Annotated in this window: 13 protein-coding genes; 1 reads left to right on the forward strand and 12 read right to left on the reverse strand. The window is 46.4% G+C overall.

Going from position 1 to position 17,537, the window contains the following annotated elements:
• Positions 1 to 4: 4 nt before the first annotated feature.
• From QFZ51_RS03905 to QFZ51_RS03955, 11 genes are all read right to left on the reverse strand, one after another.
• A complete protein-coding gene (locus QFZ51_RS03905) occupies positions 5 to 1,486 on the reverse strand; it encodes an FAD-binding protein (RefSeq protein ID WP_429043362.1) in 1,482 nt (493 codons plus the stop codon).
• Positions 1,487 to 1,567: 81 nt separating this feature from the next.
• Complete coding sequence (locus tag QFZ51_RS03910) at positions 1,568 to 2,230, reverse strand: hypothetical protein (RefSeq protein WP_429043365.1); 663 nt, start codon at positions 2,228 to 2,230, stop codon at positions 1,568 to 1,570.
• Between the two features lie 51 nt (positions 2,231 to 2,281).
• Positions 2,282 to 4,741: a TIM-barrel domain-containing protein gene (locus QFZ51_RS03915; RefSeq protein ID WP_429043367.1), complete on the reverse strand. Its 2,460-nt coding sequence runs from the start codon at positions 4,739 to 4,741 to the stop codon at positions 2,282 to 2,284.
• A 141-nt stretch (positions 4,742 to 4,882) separates the two neighbouring features.
• Positions 4,883 to 6,421, reverse strand: coding sequence for a RagB/SusD family nutrient uptake outer membrane protein (locus QFZ51_RS03920; protein WP_429043370.1), 1,539 nt, complete (start codon positions 6,419 to 6,421; stop codon positions 4,883 to 4,885).
• A gap of 23 nt (positions 6,422 to 6,444) precedes the next feature.
• On the reverse strand, positions 6,445 to 9,396 hold the full coding sequence (locus tag QFZ51_RS03925) for a SusC/RagA family TonB-linked outer membrane protein (RefSeq protein ID WP_429043372.1): 2,952 nt from the start codon (positions 9,394 to 9,396) through the stop codon (positions 6,445 to 6,447).
• Positions 9,397 to 9,785: 389 nt separating this feature from the next.
• Positions 9,786 to 11,387 carry a DUF6377 domain-containing protein gene (locus tag QFZ51_RS03930; RefSeq protein WP_429043373.1) on the reverse strand — a complete coding sequence of 534 codons (1,602 nt, stop codon included), beginning with the start codon at positions 11,385 to 11,387 and terminating at the stop codon, positions 9,786 to 9,788.
• Positions 11,388 to 11,509: 122 nt separating this feature from the next.
• Positions 11,510 to 11,953, reverse strand: a complete 444-nt coding sequence (locus tag QFZ51_RS03935; protein ID WP_429043375.1) for a copper resistance protein NlpE — start codon at positions 11,951 to 11,953, stop codon at positions 11,510 to 11,512.
• A 44-nt stretch (positions 11,954 to 11,997) separates the two neighbouring features.
• A complete protein-coding gene (locus QFZ51_RS03940; protein WP_429043377.1) occupies positions 11,998 to 13,143 on the reverse strand; it encodes an esterase-like activity of phytase family protein in 1,146 nt (381 codons plus the stop codon).
• Between the two features lie 124 nt (positions 13,144 to 13,267).
• Positions 13,268 to 14,104: a ferritin-like domain-containing protein gene (locus QFZ51_RS03945; RefSeq protein ID WP_429043380.1), complete on the reverse strand. Its 837-nt coding sequence runs from the start codon at positions 14,102 to 14,104 to the stop codon at positions 13,268 to 13,270.
• Positions 14,105 to 14,145: 41 nt separating this feature from the next.
• Positions 14,146 to 14,862: a ferritin-like domain-containing protein gene (locus QFZ51_RS03950; protein ID WP_429043381.1), complete on the reverse strand. Its 717-nt coding sequence runs from the start codon at positions 14,860 to 14,862 to the stop codon at positions 14,146 to 14,148.
• 254 nt (positions 14,863 to 15,116) lie between these two features.
• Positions 15,117 to 15,269 carry a lmo0937 family membrane protein gene (locus tag QFZ51_RS03955; protein ID WP_325640676.1) on the reverse strand — a complete coding sequence of 51 codons (153 nt, stop codon included), beginning with the start codon at positions 15,267 to 15,269 and terminating at the stop codon, positions 15,117 to 15,119.
• Between the two features lie 257 nt (positions 15,270 to 15,526).
• Here QFZ51_RS03955 and QFZ51_RS03960 point away from each other — a divergent pair, with 257 nt between their 5' ends.
• Complete coding sequence (locus QFZ51_RS03960) at positions 15,527 to 15,982, forward strand: ferritin-like domain-containing protein (protein WP_370908998.1); 456 nt, start codon at positions 15,527 to 15,529, stop codon at positions 15,980 to 15,982.
• 404 nt (positions 15,983 to 16,386) lie between these two features.
• Here QFZ51_RS03960 and thiH read toward each other — a convergent pair whose 3' ends face one another.
• Complete coding sequence (gene thiH / locus QFZ51_RS03965; protein WP_429043384.1) at positions 16,387 to 17,517, reverse strand: 2-iminoacetate synthase ThiH; 1,131 nt, start codon at positions 17,515 to 17,517, stop codon at positions 16,387 to 16,389.
• Between the last annotated feature and the right edge of the window lie 20 nt (positions 17,518 to 17,537).

Consider the following 17,537-nt stretch of genomic DNA (forward strand, 5'->3'; position numbering starts at 1 on the left):
ATGCTTATATCCCTTCCACACCCAGCCTGTGCCGGAATATTCCGCACGGGTCCCACTTTCTTTTTACACGCTGAAGCCGCTCATAATTATCCTGGTAGTAAAACACATGCCACGGCACACCTGATTTATTAAATTGTTCATCCGCCATATCAGCATCGGGATGGGCAATCAAACATCCGCCTGTTTGCTCCCCGGGTACAGGTGCTCCGCCTGTTGCTGCAAACAGCTCCTGATAAATATTACGGGTCCATGCAACAGACTTCGCTTCATCTGCCGCATCTAACCAGCCGGATGTACAGGCAGTGGCTAAAATCGAGTCCCGCTGTGGGAATGCAGTAGCATCCGCCGCTACAGCATTCATCTTGCCACCAAAAAAAGCGACGCCAACAGAACCTCCCGGCACATCATTATGCTCCGTCAGATGCCGGTATATGGTTCCGATTTGTGCGGCTGTATAGGGTGCACGTAGCAAGGCATCTTTTACTTTGAAAGCAACCCGCATGTCTATGAAAATATCCGGAAAAGGCTGTAACGCAAATTCCACCCAACGCATCGGTTTTCGTATAGCTCTTCCTGTTATACCCATGCCTGCGGAAACTGCGGCTGCAAATTCTTCTGCTATTTCTTCCGGACAATCGGATAACACAGCCTTCAACATAATTTTACCAGTCACCTTATTGGAGAGGTAAAGCGTGGCAAACAGCCTGCCGGCCTCCGTGTCTGTACTGCTGTGCATCTTACCCCACTCTCCGAAATTGTCCAGCAATTGTTTAAATACCCGCTCATCTATCTGATCCCAGTCCCATTCCATCTCCATTGTTTCCAGTACTTCCGGCGACTTGGGTAGTAACAGGGAAGGATCACGCGCTGTTACACCGGGTGCCCGGAACCAATAACGGGTAACAATCCCGAAATTGCCGGTACCACCTCCTGTATGCGCCCACCAGAGTTCACGGTTACTATCTGTTTCTTCCCTTGTAGCAATCACCTTTTCCACCTGCCGCTCATTATTTACCCAAAGCACTTCTACTGCATACAGGTAATCGGCTCCCAGCCCATGGTGACGATGCAGAAAGCCAAAAGCCCCTCCGGATATATGCCCTCCTATCCCGATGGCCGGATGCTGTCCGGCCGGGAGTAAAACACCCCACTCGCGGTCCAGTGTTTCAAACACCTCTCCCAATGTTGCACCTGCCATCACCTCAATCGCATTCATTCCTTCATCATAGCGGATCCCCTTTATGTTGGAAATATCAATCACTATTTCTACAGCAGGATCACCTACAAAATTTTCAAGACAGTGGCCGCCACCGCGTACCACTACCCGCTTGCTATTGTCCACTGCATATTGCAGCGCGTCTTTCAGTTCATCGACAGTAGTTACAGGAATGATCCCGGAAGGATGCCCCTTCCATCTCAGGTTCGCACCACGATCGTTCCACTGATCATATGCTCCATCTGCCGGAGTGATAATACTAAAGTTCATATTGACGGCTTTAAGGTGAAAGTGAAGGTAAGGGTGCAGGACATCCCAAATATAATAGTAAAAAGCGGTAGCAAACAAGCGCTATTTTTTATTTGCCGGCATCAGTTTATATACCTGCACCAAGGCGGAACTATCGGTGCTGAGCGTATCTATTTTGCTGCCATTCCAGGTTAAATGATAGTAATCATAGGATTCTACGGCAACGGTATCTTCGGGAACCCCATACTGACTGGAGCTGAAATTTTCCAGGATCGCCTGCCAGCCATTGTCCGGAGAATGATACAGCCAGGACTTTTTTATCAGCACATCACCGGCGTCGCCAAATTCTTCTGCCAGCTCAGTTTCAAAGGTGATGGTTTTGGTTTTCTTATGGTAAGCAAACAGTTTAACGGAAGAAGATTCGTATTCAGAAGGAGACCTGGTAACCAGGCCAATTGTATTGGCATTCAGGTTGAATTTATAGCAGGCGTAAAAAAGATAATCTTCATTATACCTGCGATCGCTCAGCAACGGCTGTAGCTGGCTATCGATGGCAGTACCTTTAAAATGCCAGGTGTCAGGATCACCAAAAGCGCCGGGTAAAATTTCCAGGGTGTCCTGTTCAAATGCTTTGTAAAGATGGATTAGAGAGTCTATATCAGAAGGGATGGTATCATCTGCGATCGTAACCGTTGTATTATGTTGGCGGGCGCTATATATACAGGCTGAAAAGAACAGCAACAGCAGAAAAGGCAAGTATTTCATGCCCAAATATAAAGAAGACCCCCCGGAAAATCCAGGAGGCCGTTCTTATTATTACAAATCCACGTTAATTAACTGATTACCATTATCAAAGGTTGCCTGCTGTACAGTGCAACGCTCTGCGGGAATCGAGGATCCTTGCGGATCAAAGCGTGATATAGGTGAAAGGAAAGAATAACCAGTTGACACTAACGATAGCGGACTACCATTAACGGTTATACTTTTTTGGTCCCCAAATCCGTGGAGTAATAATTTAATGTGGTGAAATTTCGATGCATAACTGCCACTTACTTTTTCCAGGATAATTTTTTTATCCGCGGGATGATAAGCGATAGTCCGTTGATAATACACTCCTTTCTCGTTATCAAAAGTTTCTCCGTCATCTTCATAATAAACAAAGGTATTTTGTTTATCACCTTTGTAGATGTGCAGGAAAAGCGTATCTGACGGCTTTTCGGAAGTATTTTGTATCAACGATTGCATCGGGATGATACTGCTTTCTTTTACATATACCGGCAGGGATTTTATATTCAGCGGCGTAACAACTTCCTGCTTCCCGGCGGTGATGGTGTCGTTATAAAGGTTATACCATTTTCCCTCCGGGAAATAGATGGAGCCGAATTCTTTTGTGCTTTCAAAGGGCGCCACCATAAAGGCATTCCCGTACCCATACTGGTTCTGGAAACGGGTGTCGTAAACATTGGCGTCAAAGGTATTGGTGAGCGCCAGCGTACGCATAACGGGCATGCCGGTACGTGTTGCTTCAAACATCGAACTGTAGAGGTAGGGAAGCAAGCGGTAACGCAGGTTTACATAATTGCGGGAAATTTCCAGCACCTCTTCGCCATATGCCCATGGTTCGGACGACTTGGTATTTACCCCTGTGTGGTTACGGTAGTAAGGAATGAAGGCGCCGATCTGCATCCAGCGGGCATACAGACTCACGGTAGCGTTGCCGGTAAAACCGCCTATGTCCATACCTGAGAAAGGCATGCCGCTAACACCCAAACTGTTCATCAGGCGAACTCCCAGCAACATATGATCTTCTTCCGCGCGGTTGTCGCCGGTCCAGATAGCACTGTAGCGCTGCGAGCCTGCGTAAGCGGCCCTGGTTAACAGGAACGGGCGTTTCTTTAATTCCTCCCTGGAGCCTTCATAGCTGGCACGTACCATTTCAAGACCATATACATTGTGCGCCTGCTGGTGGGTTACCGGATGCCCCTCGTAATCAAAGATCACGTTGTTAGGCATCTTTTGGCCCCAGGTGGCAATTTCATTCATGTCGTTCCATATACCACGCACACCGTCACGCATATACGATTTTATCTGGCCTTTCCACCAGTCGCGGCCCTTTCCACTGGTAAAGTCCGGGAAGTGGCACCAGCCGGGCCATACCTGCCCGGTATAATTTTGTCCGTCGCTATATTTGATAAAGATGTTTTCTTTTTTTCCACTCTCGTAAGCAGCATAACCTTCTTCTACTTTTATGCCTGGATCTACAATTACGGTAAGTTTAAATCCCATATCATTCAGCTGTTTGCTGAGTTGTTGGGGATTGGGGAAACGGTTTTTGTTCCAGGTAAACAGTTTGTAGGCGTCCATGTAATGGATGTCGAGGGTAATACCATCTGCCGGGATTTTTTTCTCCCGCAGGGTTTGCGCAATCCGTAATACTTCGGTGTCGGGGTAGTAACTGTAGCGGTTCTGCTGGTATCCGAGGCTCCACAGCGGCGGCATGGGCATGCGGCCGGTAAGATTGGTATAAGACGTAATGATATCCGCCATTTGTGGGTGATAGATGAAATAGTAATTCATCTCTCCTCCCCTTGCGCCAAAAGAAGAAAAGCGGTTGTTGCTGGCGCCGAAGTTAAAATCGCTCTGGAAGGTATTGTCAAAGAAAATACCGTAATTGATATGATGATGTATCCCCACGTAAAAAGGGATGGTGGCGTATATGGGATCCTGGTTGGCAGCATAGCCAAACTTATCAGAGTTCCAGTTCGTATAGCCTTCTCCTTTACGGTCGAGGTTACCGGTTTTTTCGCCAAGACCAATAAACCGTTCCCCTTCCTGCATTTTCTTGTAGGTGGTTACTTCATCGCCGATCCAGGAAGTAGTCAATCCTTCTTCATCCTCATTAATCATTTCTCCCGAAAGGGTAAGAAAGCGGATGGCAAAAGGATTTTTAGAAATACGCAGTTGAAGGGAATCCGTGGTTACATTGATTTCATTGTTGTTTTGTGTAGTCTGCAACCGGGTGGTGGTTGGTTTGGCAATTACCGCATAAGAAAAATCTGCCGCAAGCGGATGCTGATCCATTCTTACACGGACCACAGAAGGACTGTACACGGTGATTTCCGCGAACGCGTTTTCCGCACTGATTTTTATCTGTTGCCCTGAGATGCTGACCGTATTTATTTTACCGATCTTTTTTACCTGGTTTTGTGCCTGGGCCGACAGGCAGGAAAGCAGTAAAATCCATCCTGAGCGCCTTAGCAGAGCTTTTGTATACATAAGAATAATTGAATTGCTACGCAAAAAACTCCCCTGTCGCATTAGCTATGTAATGCGTAGCAGGTATAAAATATATTTTGGGAGAAGGATTTGCTGCGGTGGCAGGGCCGGATAGCCCTGCCCGCAACAAAAGAATAATTATCAGTAGCCCGGGTTTTGTACCAGGTTTGGATTTACAGCAAGATCACTGGTTGGAATCGGGAACAGCAGGTATTTTGGATCGCTTACAGTTTTCAGCTGCCATGCGTCCAGGTATTTACCAAAGCGGATCAGATCCATTCTTCTCCAGCCTTCCCAATATAATTCACGGCCTCTTTCAGCAAGCATCTTGGTGAGATCAATGCTGGTGAATAGCGTAGCGCCGCGTTTCGAACGCAGGTCATTTACAATCAGGAGTGCTGCCGCGGTATTGCCGGTTCTGATCAGCGCCTCAGCTTTCATCAGCACCGCATCTGCATAACGGAAAAATACGAAGTCGTTGGTGGCATTGCTACCGCTGGAACCCATGTCAGGAGGATATTTCACTACCCTGATACCAGACATTTCCACTTGCGTGCCGGTGGCTCTCAATTCCACTTCGCGGGTGAAGATAAGCGGGCGGTTGCTTCTATCCAGGATCTTCTTACCGGTCTGATCATATTGCTGGCCCAAAAGGAAACCTACTTTCAAACCGGAAACATTTGTAACGCCTGCATAGTCGCCGCCTCTGCGGGTATCCGTTGCTTCGAATGAATCGTAGAAATCAGATAAAGTGGTAAACCCATTCCATCCGCTGGGGTTCTGGCTGTAGTGCAGGGTACACATCCAACGGCAGTAAACGTTATTGCCGCTACGGTTATTACTAACCCCGGGGCCATTCAGTTGTGTAAAGATATTTTCGGTGGATTTTGCATCGTTATCCCTTGCAAAGGTGTCGAAATATTTCGCCTGGAGGGTATAACCGCTGGCTGTTATCTGGTCGGCCAGGGCAATCACCTTTTGCATATCTGCCGCATCGAAGGTGGGTGCTTTTCTGTTCAGGAAAGCACCCTTATTCAGATATATCTTCATCAGCAGGAAACGGGCCGCATCCTGGCTGGCTACATAAGCATCCTTGGCTGTAACCCTGTCCGGCAGGTTGGGCAGGATAGCATTCAATTCAGAGACAATGAAGTCCAATCCTTCGGCAGCCTTGAAAACTTTTGGTGGCTTCAGCAGGTTTTCGCCCGGCTCACGATAGGGTACCTGACCGTACAGGTCAATCACCGCAAACATTGAGAAGGCACGCAGAAAACGTGCTTCTGCTTCCTGTCTTGGTGAAGGATGGAAATTCAATACATTGGTAGCGCTGAACTGTTCCAGCAACAGGGCGCTGAAGGTATTCTGAATATGTGAGTGATCCGGTGTCCACTGGTGTTGGTGAAGAGCGCGCCATACACCGTTATCATCCCAGTCGCCGCCACGTGTGGGTCCGAGCGCTTCATCGGTACTGATTTCAGACATGCCCCATGTCTGCGAAAAATCCTGGTAGGCATTCTGAAGGTTATCGTAAGCAGATCCCAGCAGCTGGGATGCTTTGATCAGTGAATCTGCCTGCTGCTGATTCAGGTTGCTCCCCAGGTCTTCATTTAAGCTACAAGCCGTGAAACCAATGGCACTGGCTATTACTATGGCTGTTTTAATTATATGTTGAGTCGTCATTGTGGTCTTTTTTTAGAAGTAGATTATAAGGTAAACTGTACACCAAGCATAAAGGTTCTTGCAGTTGGGTATGGAGAGTATTCTATACCAAATGAACTTACACCATTTATGTTTTTATCGGTATTTACTTCCGGATCAAATCCAGTATACTTTGTAATTACAAACAGGTTCTGACCAGTCAGGGATACGGCAGCAGCTTTGAAAACCTTACCCACAGGACCTAGGTTATAGGAGATAGTCAGGTTATCCAGTTTCAGGAAGTTACCGTTTTCCAGGTAGCGGGAAGAAGCGGCGGGAGAGTTCGTTTGTGCTTCGCCGTTACCAACCAGTGCTTTGGCGATGTTCCTGGAGCCAAGATTACCGATGGGTAATACCGTGTTGGCAGTGTTGTTATACACCTGGAAACCAAAGGCGCCGTGAGAGCTGGCAGAAAGGCTCCATTTTTTATAGGCTACTTCTGTGTTGATACCCAGTAATACTTTCGGATTCGGGTTTGTCATGTAATAAAGGGTGTTGCCGTTATCGGAATAAATGCTCACCCCTTTATCATCGAAGCCTTCAAATCTGCGGAGATAGAATGTATTTAACGGGTAGCCGTTCGCCAGGCGCTGTGAGGTTACACCGGATACGCCTTGTCCGTCGATGGAACCGGTATTAACCGTAGGACCGGAATAACCAGACATTTCATTTTTCAGCCAGGTACCGTTTACACCCAGGTTCCACAGCCAGTTTTTAGACTGGATGATATTTCCTTTAAGAGACAGTTCCACACCCGTATTCATTACTTTACCTGGTAAGTTGATCCAGTAACTGGAGGCTGGCGCCGGTTGAATAGCCGGGAAGCTGAACAACAGGTTGGTGGTGTTTTTCAGGAAGTAGTCCGCGGTACCGCTTATCCGGCCTTTGAGGAATCCGAAATCAACACCAACGTTCAGTTGTTTGGATTCTTCCCATTTCAGGTCTGGATTTGGTACGTTGATGAGACTGGCTTTGCCGCCGGTGGTTAAACCGTACTGAGCTTGTGCCGCACCGGCAGGAAATTCCTGGTTACCAGTGATACCATAACCGGCTCTTAATCCCAGGTTGCTGAAGAAGGTGTTATCCTTCATGAAGCCTTCGTTGGAAATATTCCATTTGGCTGCAAAGGAAGGGAAGTAACCATAACGGTTGTTGGAGCCAAACTTGCTGGAACCATCTGCCCTCATTGTAGCAGTGAGGAGATATTTATCTTTTGCATTTATAGTTACCCTGCCAAAGAAAGACTGCAGCTCTGAGCTAGGATTACGGAAAGAGTTGATGTTGGTATTCACCTGTTCAGGTGTCTGGAGGATATCCGTGTAATCTACCGCGTTAGTAGGAAAGCCTCTTGCGCCGATACCTACACCGGAGTAAGCAAATTTCTGATATTCATAGCCCACCATTGCGCCGAGATTCCAGCCACCGGAAAACTCTTTGGTGTAGTTCAAGGTATTATTGAATAACTGGGTAGTCAGCTCTGCGGTATTATAAGCGGCAATACCTTCTCCCAGTACCTGGTCGATGTTAATGGAAGAATCCAGGGATGCCCTTCTTTGCCCTACCTGGTGGTTTACGCTGTACATCATGCGGTATTCCCAGTTGTCATTGAATTTGAAGTACGGGGAAATACTTGCCAGGATATAACTGATGTTGGCTTTATCGTTATAACCCTGCGACATGTTCATTGGGTTGATCGCCTGGTTTTTAGCGAGGATGTTCAGTGATCCGTCGGGTTTAGTCAATGGAACTGTTGGGTTCCATTGTAATGCCTGACCGATCAGACTTCCGGTGAAACCGGCGTTATTGGAAATAGGCGCCAATTGTTCACTGGTTTGTGCCGCCATGATGCCGTAGTCAATTCCCAATTGTTTGCTTTCCAGGAATTTGTTCTGGCCACTGAGGGAAGCGGTGTATTTCTTCATGCCTGTTTTCTTCACAATACCCTGTTGGTCCTGTAAGCCAAAGGATGCCCTGTAGCGGCTGGTTTCACTTCCACCGCTCATTGCTACCTGTACATTTTGGGTAACGCCTGTTCTGAGGATAGAGCCAAGTCCGTCGGAGCTACCGCCGCCGTCGCCGGTAAGATTGTATTCTTTTAAGGCAGCACGGTATTCATCTGCATTGAGTACATCAAGCTTTCTCATGATGTTGCTCATCCCTACAGAGTAGTTTACGTCTACTACCGTAGGACCGGTTACTCCTTTTTTTGTATTGATAATGATTACGCCGTTTGAACCACGGGAACCATATATCGCGGTGGCAGAAGCATCTTTCAATACTTCCATGGTCGCAATATCATTACTGTTGATAAAGTTGAGCGGGTTGGCGTCCGGTGTTTGTCCCAATCCTGTGAGGTTCAGGGAAGGGCGGGCCACACGGCCATCCAGGGGTACTCCATCCACCACATAAAGCGGCTGGTTACCAGTACGGACAGAAGATACGCCCCTGATCCTTACCGTGGCGGAGGCGCCGGGAGCACCGTTATTATTCAGTATCATCAATCCGGATACTTTACCCTGGATCAGCTGATCGGGAGCGGAGGTGATACCCTTATTAAAATCAGCGGCTTTCACCTGGGCTATAGCGCCGGTAATGTCCTTTTTACGGGAGGTACCATAGCCTACTACCACCACATCAGTGAGGGTTGTATTTTCCTGTGCCAGCTGTACGTTTATAGTTGTTTTACCAGCAATGCTCACTTCCTGGGTGGCATATCCTATAAAAGTGATGATCAGCGCGGAGGCTTCAGGTGGTGCAGTTACTTTAAAAACCCCATCGGCATCGGCGGATGTTCCGCTTTTGGTACCTTTTATCTGAACAGTAGCGCCTGGGATAGCAACGCCGTTCCTGTCAGTGACCTTACCGGTAATGGTCTTGTTCTGTGCACCTACTATACCTTGTATTGCTAAAAGCAATGAGCACAAAAAAAGATTCTTGATGGATCTTGTTTTAAACATAAAGTGGATTTTTTGAGCAGTTATGTAATACTGCTTCCGTGGATTAAATGTTTTTCATTAAATTTTAATAATGGAAATAAGGCGTTGTTTGCCGGGGATGCCCGCAATTTGTCAACGTGGATAATGTTTGTTTTTTTAAATCGACCTTAGCCGTTCTGTCTTCTTTAGTGGTTTTTAGTTCTCCTGTTAGAATTTAGAGTTTTGGTATTATCATTCTACTGATTCAAAGTAAAAAATCAATCAGCAGGGTAACAAGTTTTACAGTTAAAATATAGAAAATAAAGCCGAATAAACCAAAATTATCTCACAAAAAATTTTGATAATCAGACGGTTATGATTATATATAAATAATTAATATATTAATGGCGTGAGACGGTTTTTCCCGCTTTTTACAAGGCTTTAATGCTCATAATATGGGTTTCGAACTCTTCGCTTGGAATAAGCGCGCGCTTTTTGATCCTGGTTTTATAGGCATAAATAGTGTTCACAGAATACTCCAGGATACGGGCAATTTTTTCGTTGTCGTTGATACCGATACGGATCAGCGCGAAAATCCGGATGTCTGTATTCAGCAGTTCGTTTTCTTTCAGGATCACCTGGTTCTCCTTGTCAAAAAGCGCGTTGAACTCGGCCACAAAATGTGGGAATATTTTAAGGAATACCCGGTCGAAGCTGGTAAATAGTTCCTCTCTCTCCTGGCGGATATTGATATTATTTACAAGGAACCTTAGCTCTGAAGGCTTATTATCCGTTAATTTTTGCTCAAGATTCTGTTTTAGCTTTTCTATTTTACCGATGTAGGAAGCATTGATGTTAAAACAATACCCCACGTACTCCTCTTTAATTTTATTGGCTTCGAGCAACTGGTTGTTGATTTCCTGTTGTTTAAGATTGGCTGCGGTAATAATGCGCTGCGCGGTTTTTAATTTTTGTACCTGCCGGAACACCGTAATGGCCAATATCACCAACGCAACCAGCAACAGGGTCACAATAGCGGCATAGATCAGCAGTGACTTGGTTCTTTCTTCTGCTGTAATGATTCGTTCATGCTCAATTATTGGTAAAATACTACTTACCATTACCTTTCTTTGCCTTGCACCGTAAAACACCGCTTCCGAAATAGCCCGCTCAATACAATGAGATGCATTCTTTACATCACCTCTTTCAAAAAGCAGGGTTGCCAGGCTGTAGGCGGCCATCGTTTCTTTGGTGGAAGTCTGCAGATCCGCAATGGCCGACCTGGCCATCAGGCTGATGGCGGTATCCTTATTACCGGCTGCATCATAAATAGAGCCCAGGGTGCAGGCCAATATGGCCAGTTGCCGCCCTGAAATACCAGGCTGGTTCAGATCCGGGAAAATGGCCAGCGCTGCCGGAATGTTACCCAGCTTGAATAGCTGCAATCCTTTATTGTATCGGTACTCAACAGAGTTGGGACGCATCAGGTGGAGGGCAGAATCCACAAATGTACTGGCCACTTTAATATAGGCGGGGGTATAATACTTATCCTGGTTATAGTCTGCCAGGTCGAAATACAACCGGCTCTTCATCAGGAAAAACTCCACCCGGATACTATCCGGAGCGCCGGTAGGGTCAATGGTATTAATAAAAGCAGCAGTTTCTGTAAACATGCCCGATGACAATAAAACATATCCCAGCTTAATCCGGGCATCGGTTAACAATACCGGATCATGCAACTGGCCGGCCAATACCTGCAGCTGCTGGGCATATGTAAATGCGGAATCGAAATTAAATACCTTGTAAGCATTATATAATTGCCGGCAAATAAGGTACTGGCGGGCAGGATCATTGCCTGCCACCTGCCGGGTAAGTTTTATGCTGTCAATTCCACGGAGTTTAATGGAATCATAAGCAGCCGATTTCGCCATCACCTTGTTCAGCTCCTTCAGAAGACTGTCTACCGGTGCTTTGGCATAGGTATGTATAGAGAAGAATAAACATAAAATCAGATAGCCCCGAATTCGATTCATAATAAGTTAGAATGATAAAAGGTCACAGGTCACCGCTAAATTTAAGCGACTTTTTTGATATAATGCGGGGAGCCGGTTTATTTTAAACCGGCTCCCCATCTTCCTTCTATCTTCCTTTAATATTAAAGTACCTTTTTCAGGGTATAATTAAGGCTGGTTTGTATAGTTTTCTGGTCGGCACCCAGTAACAACAGCTCATTTTCATTCACCTGCTGGTAATAGCGCTGGAGGTTTCTGTCTTTATTGGGATTGAGGTGAATCACGGTAGCTCCCGGGTCAACAGCGGTGCCATGCACAATGGTATAAATGCCTTCACTGGCAAAGGTCTGGTTCTTCCCCTTGTAGGTCTCTCTTAATGTGAAATGATCATCCGGTGGCCTTTGGAGGGTCAGCTCCGTAACAATGCCCTCACAATCAGCACAGGGCAACATTCCTGAATAAGTAACGCCGGAGGCAGTGTCTGAAGGAGAGTTTACTGCTATACTATCCGGCTGGCCGGTTTTGGCGCCGGAATGCTGACAGGCAGCCAGGACTACCAGCAGCAACAATAGTGGCAAGTGTTTCATATCGGGGGTTTTCTGATTATAAACAACCGGTGGTCATTATTGTTTTACGGGATAACTTCGAACAGGAAAAACTGGTTTTCTTCTTTATCAGAAAAATTATTATCTGCTACGAACACCAGGCTCCGATGCCCGTTAGGCAAAACAGGACCATAAGTAACGCCTTCAATGTTATCTATATATTTCCCAAGGTGCACAAAATCCAGCAGTAACGTTTTGGCCGCTGGCTTAAAACGGGTATCCGCCTGCAGGGAATTAATACCGCTGATATCAGTAGCATTGCTAAGATCGGTGATAAACACTTTAATGGTACAATCCTTTACGCCACTGGAAAATGACCTTTCAATGGTTAATATTTTATTATTGTCCAACACCATGATATCTGAAATGCCATTCACTTTGAACGCATTTTCAGGAATGGCGGGAAACGCCACCGGCTCTAGTTTATACGCATATTGCGCCACCGGTTGCCGGGTGTTGTTGTCAAATTTAAGGATACGGGTATAGGCGCCCTGCCCTACTTCGGCTCTCGGACCATCTTCATAACGGGGTTCTTCCAGGCTCACATACAGGTATTTATAACCGGGGGTAAATCCCAGTCCTTCAAATACACCATTGCGGCGTGGCCCGTTCTCTGTGGCCTGCATCCTGAATTGCGATGGCAGCGCGAATGAATCCAGGTATTGCCCGTTCATGCGGATCTCATAAATACCCGGATTGGTAAGAATGGTATCTTTTTCGTTTACAATGCGTTCGCCTTCGCTGCTCCACATCAGTCGTTGCTTTTTACTATTATACCGCATCGCTTCCGGGTCGGGCGTAAGCGAGGGATTGGTTTTGGTATCGGGATAAGGCTGTCCGTTGGGTTGCAACAAAGGAGTAACACCTGTGAACTTTATACTGTCGAATGATTTATCGGAAAAGTAAAGCCGGGCGGTATAAAAACGCGCCGGGTTCAGTGCGGAGCGGTCATCACAAATAAGATAATATTGCCCGGAGGAAGGGGCGTAATCGATACCGGATAAACCACCGGTTACCGTACCATTGAAAGGAAGGTTATATGGAACAATATATTCACCGATAAATTTTAGCTGGCCGATGGTATTGGCAGCGGTAGCCGCTTTACGGGTGGTGTTGCAGCTGAAGATGCCCGCCAGTACAGGGAGGATCAGAAAAAGCAGGTATTTTTTCATGACGGCAAGTTAGGAAATCTCCTGCATTCAGATCGCCGCGCTGCATGAAGGATTTGTTATGCGCACGGAAAGGCCGGCCCGAAAGAGCCAGCCTTTTCTACATCTGACCAACTATATAGCGTACTTAAGATTTTATAAACAAAGAAGCAATGGGTAATACCTGCGCCATCGACAATGGTTCATCAAATGCTTCTGATGCGCTGTTAGCCCCGATGTTACCACCCAATGCGGCAATGTCCACCCCTGCCTGCATGGTTAACTCCTCTCCTGCATAGGAAGGATTTACCGCGGTAGTAGCGATGCCGCTTTGATTCAGCGTGATCCAGGGTTTAAGTGCAGGGGAAGCACCCAGCGTACCCAATGCCCTGCGCATCATCCGGATATGGGCTGCATGGCGTGCTTCCACAGAATGTATATTCAGTGCCGCCGTGAGCACCGTATTATTTCCTGATAAGTTTCCTGCCTGGCCTTTATAGGCGCGAACGCCGGTATCTTCAAATGTTTGTGCGATAGCCAGGAAGAAATTGTAATCGGTAAAAACGGCGGGGAAGGTGCCACCGGCGGTGAAGTCGAACGCAGGGCTGGCAGGCGCGCCACCCATGTTACTGAGCACACTTTTCAAAAAAATAACGTGAGCGGTTTCATGGTTCCTGATGGTGGTGAGGGCGGCAGTTGCAGCCGCGGTAGGTATCAGGCCGGGCGTGGCTACCCCTTTTACATAAAAAGCCTCTTCAAGATATTCCAGTGTAAGGGCGTATTTCAATACATCTGCTACCGAAGTGCCGGTAGATTGCGCATATGTTTTATTAAACATGCTGCCCAGTGCAAACGGAATAGCTGCGAGTGCAATTTTACCGCTGATATTGGTAAATTGTTTCATGGCATTGCGGCGGGAATCCAGCCGGTCGTATACATCAGGATCGATTTTTTCGATTTCCTTGAAAATATTGAACAGGTCCATATGATCAGATTTAAACAGATAAAATAATAATAGCAGTTGCTTTACTTAGGTAATGTGTTTGTATTGATCCTGGTTTTGATATACGTTTTGGCAATGTTGAAAACGTCTATCGGCGTCCTGCTTTTATCCAGTCCGTTTGCATCTATTACATCGCCGGCAGCAAATGATCCCGGCTCAATCAGGTCCCGGATATAGGCTGCATGACGTGCTTCTACCGACACTATTTTGCCTGCGAGACCGAGATATACCAATCCTGTTGAAGAAGATGAAATATACTGGCCTGCGCCGTTGTAGGCGGAAACACCCAGGTCTTCAAATGCTTTAGCCGTTGCCAGTACGCTGGCCCTTTTGGTGAAGTCAATGGAACTGAAGTCTACCTCCAGGCCAGCGATGGCATTGGTTGATAAAGCGGTTTTGAAAAACTCGCGATGCCCTATTTCATGATTTCTGATATCTTTAAAAAAATCCAGTTCCGTGTCGGACATACCTGCGTAGGGTGTAAGCACCACCTGTGTATAGAAGGCCGCCTCCAGCTGCTCAAGGGCATAAGCATAATTTAGCACGGCTACGTCACCTGAACCCAGGCTCACACCGGAGCCGCCCATATTGTTATCATCTTTTTTATTACAGCTGGCGGCAATGGTAGCAGCAGTAACAAATGCGGAGCCCATGCCGAGGTATTTCAGAAAGTTGCGGCGCTGCAGTTTAGGCATAACTTCCTTACCCTCCTCCTGAGAAGGGTGCTTGATAATGTGCATAAGAAAAAGTTTTACGTGAATAGATAATACATGATCACAATGCCCCGTTGCCTAACAGTAGCGGGTTTCAAAGGCGCCTGGAGGTATGCCCGCACAGGTGCCTGACGACCATATACGGGGTGTGGCAAAAAGCAGTTTTAAAAAAGCTAAAATATTTTTATCACGACGTTAATGGAAGGGATAACAAAAAAATTCCCCGTCCAATTGGTAACGAATCACCAATTAGACAGGGAAGAATAACGTGCAGCGTAATCCTATAAGGCCCTGCCTCTGATTATATTTATAAGGATGGCAATAATAGCCAGCACAAGTAAGGCATGTATTAAACCACCGGCTGAATAAACAAAGAATCCAAGTATCCATCCAATAATTAGAATTACGGCAATTAAATAAAGAAGGCTGTTCATGTCTTAAGGATTTGATTCGCTTATTTGTACTAGAAAATTTATGCCAATAAGATAATCGCTTTGTATACAGCTATTTTCCATTGCTGACGCCGTTCCATTGTGGAACCTTCTCCACCATCCGAGAAGAAAAAGGACGGGAAATAGCAGGCTCTCCATCCGGAAATACTTTGTGCTAAAGGGTTTTATAGTATGGACACATTTTTGGAAATAAAACGGGTATATTATAAGACTATTTTTTTAACCATAAATTTTTGATCATGTTACAAGAGGAAAAGTTGGTCACACTTTTAAGCGATCTCGTAAAAATCAACAATGACCGGATAGAAGGATATAAGCAAGCGCAGGACGCCAGTGATGACGCAGATGTGAAGGCACTGTTTCAACATATGATCAACGACAGTTTAAAATATGTAGCAGAACTAAACCTGTTATTGAGAGCGCAGGGCGCAGATGCGGAAACTGATACTACTGTTAGCGGGAAACTATATCGCACCTGGATGGCCATAAAAACCACCTTTACAGGGAGGGACCGGTATTCTCTTTTTTCCTCCTGTGAATATGGGGAAGATGCCGTGCAGCGTGCCTACGCCGATGCCCTCAGTATGGATGTAGCTATGCCCTATAGTATGAGGGAAATCATTGGTAATCAACAGGCAAATCTCAAGGAAGCACACGATACTATCAAGAGCTACCGCGATGTGGTGAGCCAGTAACATGCTGTGCAGATAGGTAGCGTCTGTTCTTTTTGTTCAAATCAACCCATTAAGCGGTTGTTCAGGATAGCCATATTACTTTTAGATTCATGAAATTCCAATCATACTTATATTAATAAGTAATATGGCAACTACGGGATTTTCGGTACAGGGCTGCTTCCTCATCGTTTGAAGCAGCCCTTTTTTATATTGGATATGGGAGATTTTCCGTGAAATAAGCTCCAGAAAACAGCGAACAGGAACCGGTTCTGTTCAATGGCAGTATTGCTGTTCATTTTGTTCAGTTTGACCAGGTGCTTTTAGAATTCAAAGGCCTATACTATCTTTGAAATGATTGAGAGAAGTATCTCTTGTATTACTTTTAACCTCCCCATGAAAAACAACAACAATAACTACCAGGTGGTCTAACCAACCACCTTTTTTATGTCCCCCGAGAAGGCAGGATCCCAATCTTTCCAAACCGGTTCAAATCCTTGTTCCCGTAGCATACCGGCAATAGTGGCGGCGCTCCGGTCGTCAGATATTTCAAACTGCTCCAACGATTGCTGATCCACCACATAGCCACCAGGATTGGTTTTTGACGCAGCACTCATGGCTGTCACGCCCAGATGCACAATGTTATTCCGGAATTTTTCCTCTTCCCGGGTAGAAATACTAAGCTCCACTTCCTGGTTGAAGAGCCGGTAGGCGCAGATCAGCTGTACCAACTCCCGGTCGTTCATTACTACTTTCGGTGTTAACCCGCCTGAAAATGGCCGCAGCCGCGGAAAGGAGATACTGTATTTTGTTTGCCAGTATTTTTTCTCGAGGTAGGCCAGGTGCAGCGCAGTAAAGAAACTGTCGGTGCGCCAGTCCTCCAGCCCTATCAGCACGCCAAGGCCCATTTTATGAATGCCGGCGCGTCCCAGCCGGTCGGGCGTTTCCAGGCGGTAGTCGAAATTGGACTTCCGCCCTTTGGGGTGGTGCTTTTTATAGTCGTCCTGGTGGTACGTTTCCTGGTACACCAACACTGCATGTAATCCCAGTTCCGCCAGTTCCCGGTAATCCTGTTCATCCATCGGCTGCACTTCCATCGAAATATTGGCAAAATGCGGCCGGAGTAGTTGTAAGGTCTTCTTAAAATAGTCGGTGCTAACCAGCTGATTAGCTTCTCCCGTTACCAGCAAAACATGCTCAAACCCCATTTCTTTGATAGCAGCTGTTTCCTGCAGGATTTCTGCAGAGCTGAGGGTTTTTCGCCTTATCTTGTTATCGAGACTAAATCCGCAATAGGTGCAGATGTTCTGGCATTCGTTCGACAAATACATCGGGATATACAACTGCATAGTGTTCCCAAACCGCTGGCGGGTGAGCGCCTGACTGATAGCCGCCATTTGGGAGAGGTAAGGCGCCGCCGCCGGGGAAATAAGTGCCGCAAAATCTTCCAGTGAACGGCGCTGGTTATGCAGGGCCTGTTCCACATCCCTGGCTGTTTTAGCATAGATGCCGGCCTTTACCTCGTTCCAGTCATACTGATCAAATATGCTTTTAAACATACGGAAGGATTAATAAGATG

It is taken from the genome of Chitinophaga sp. W3I9, from assembly GCF_050434025.1.
Taxonomy (GTDB): Bacteria; Bacteroidota; Bacteroidia; order Chitinophagales; family Chitinophagaceae; genus Chitinophaga.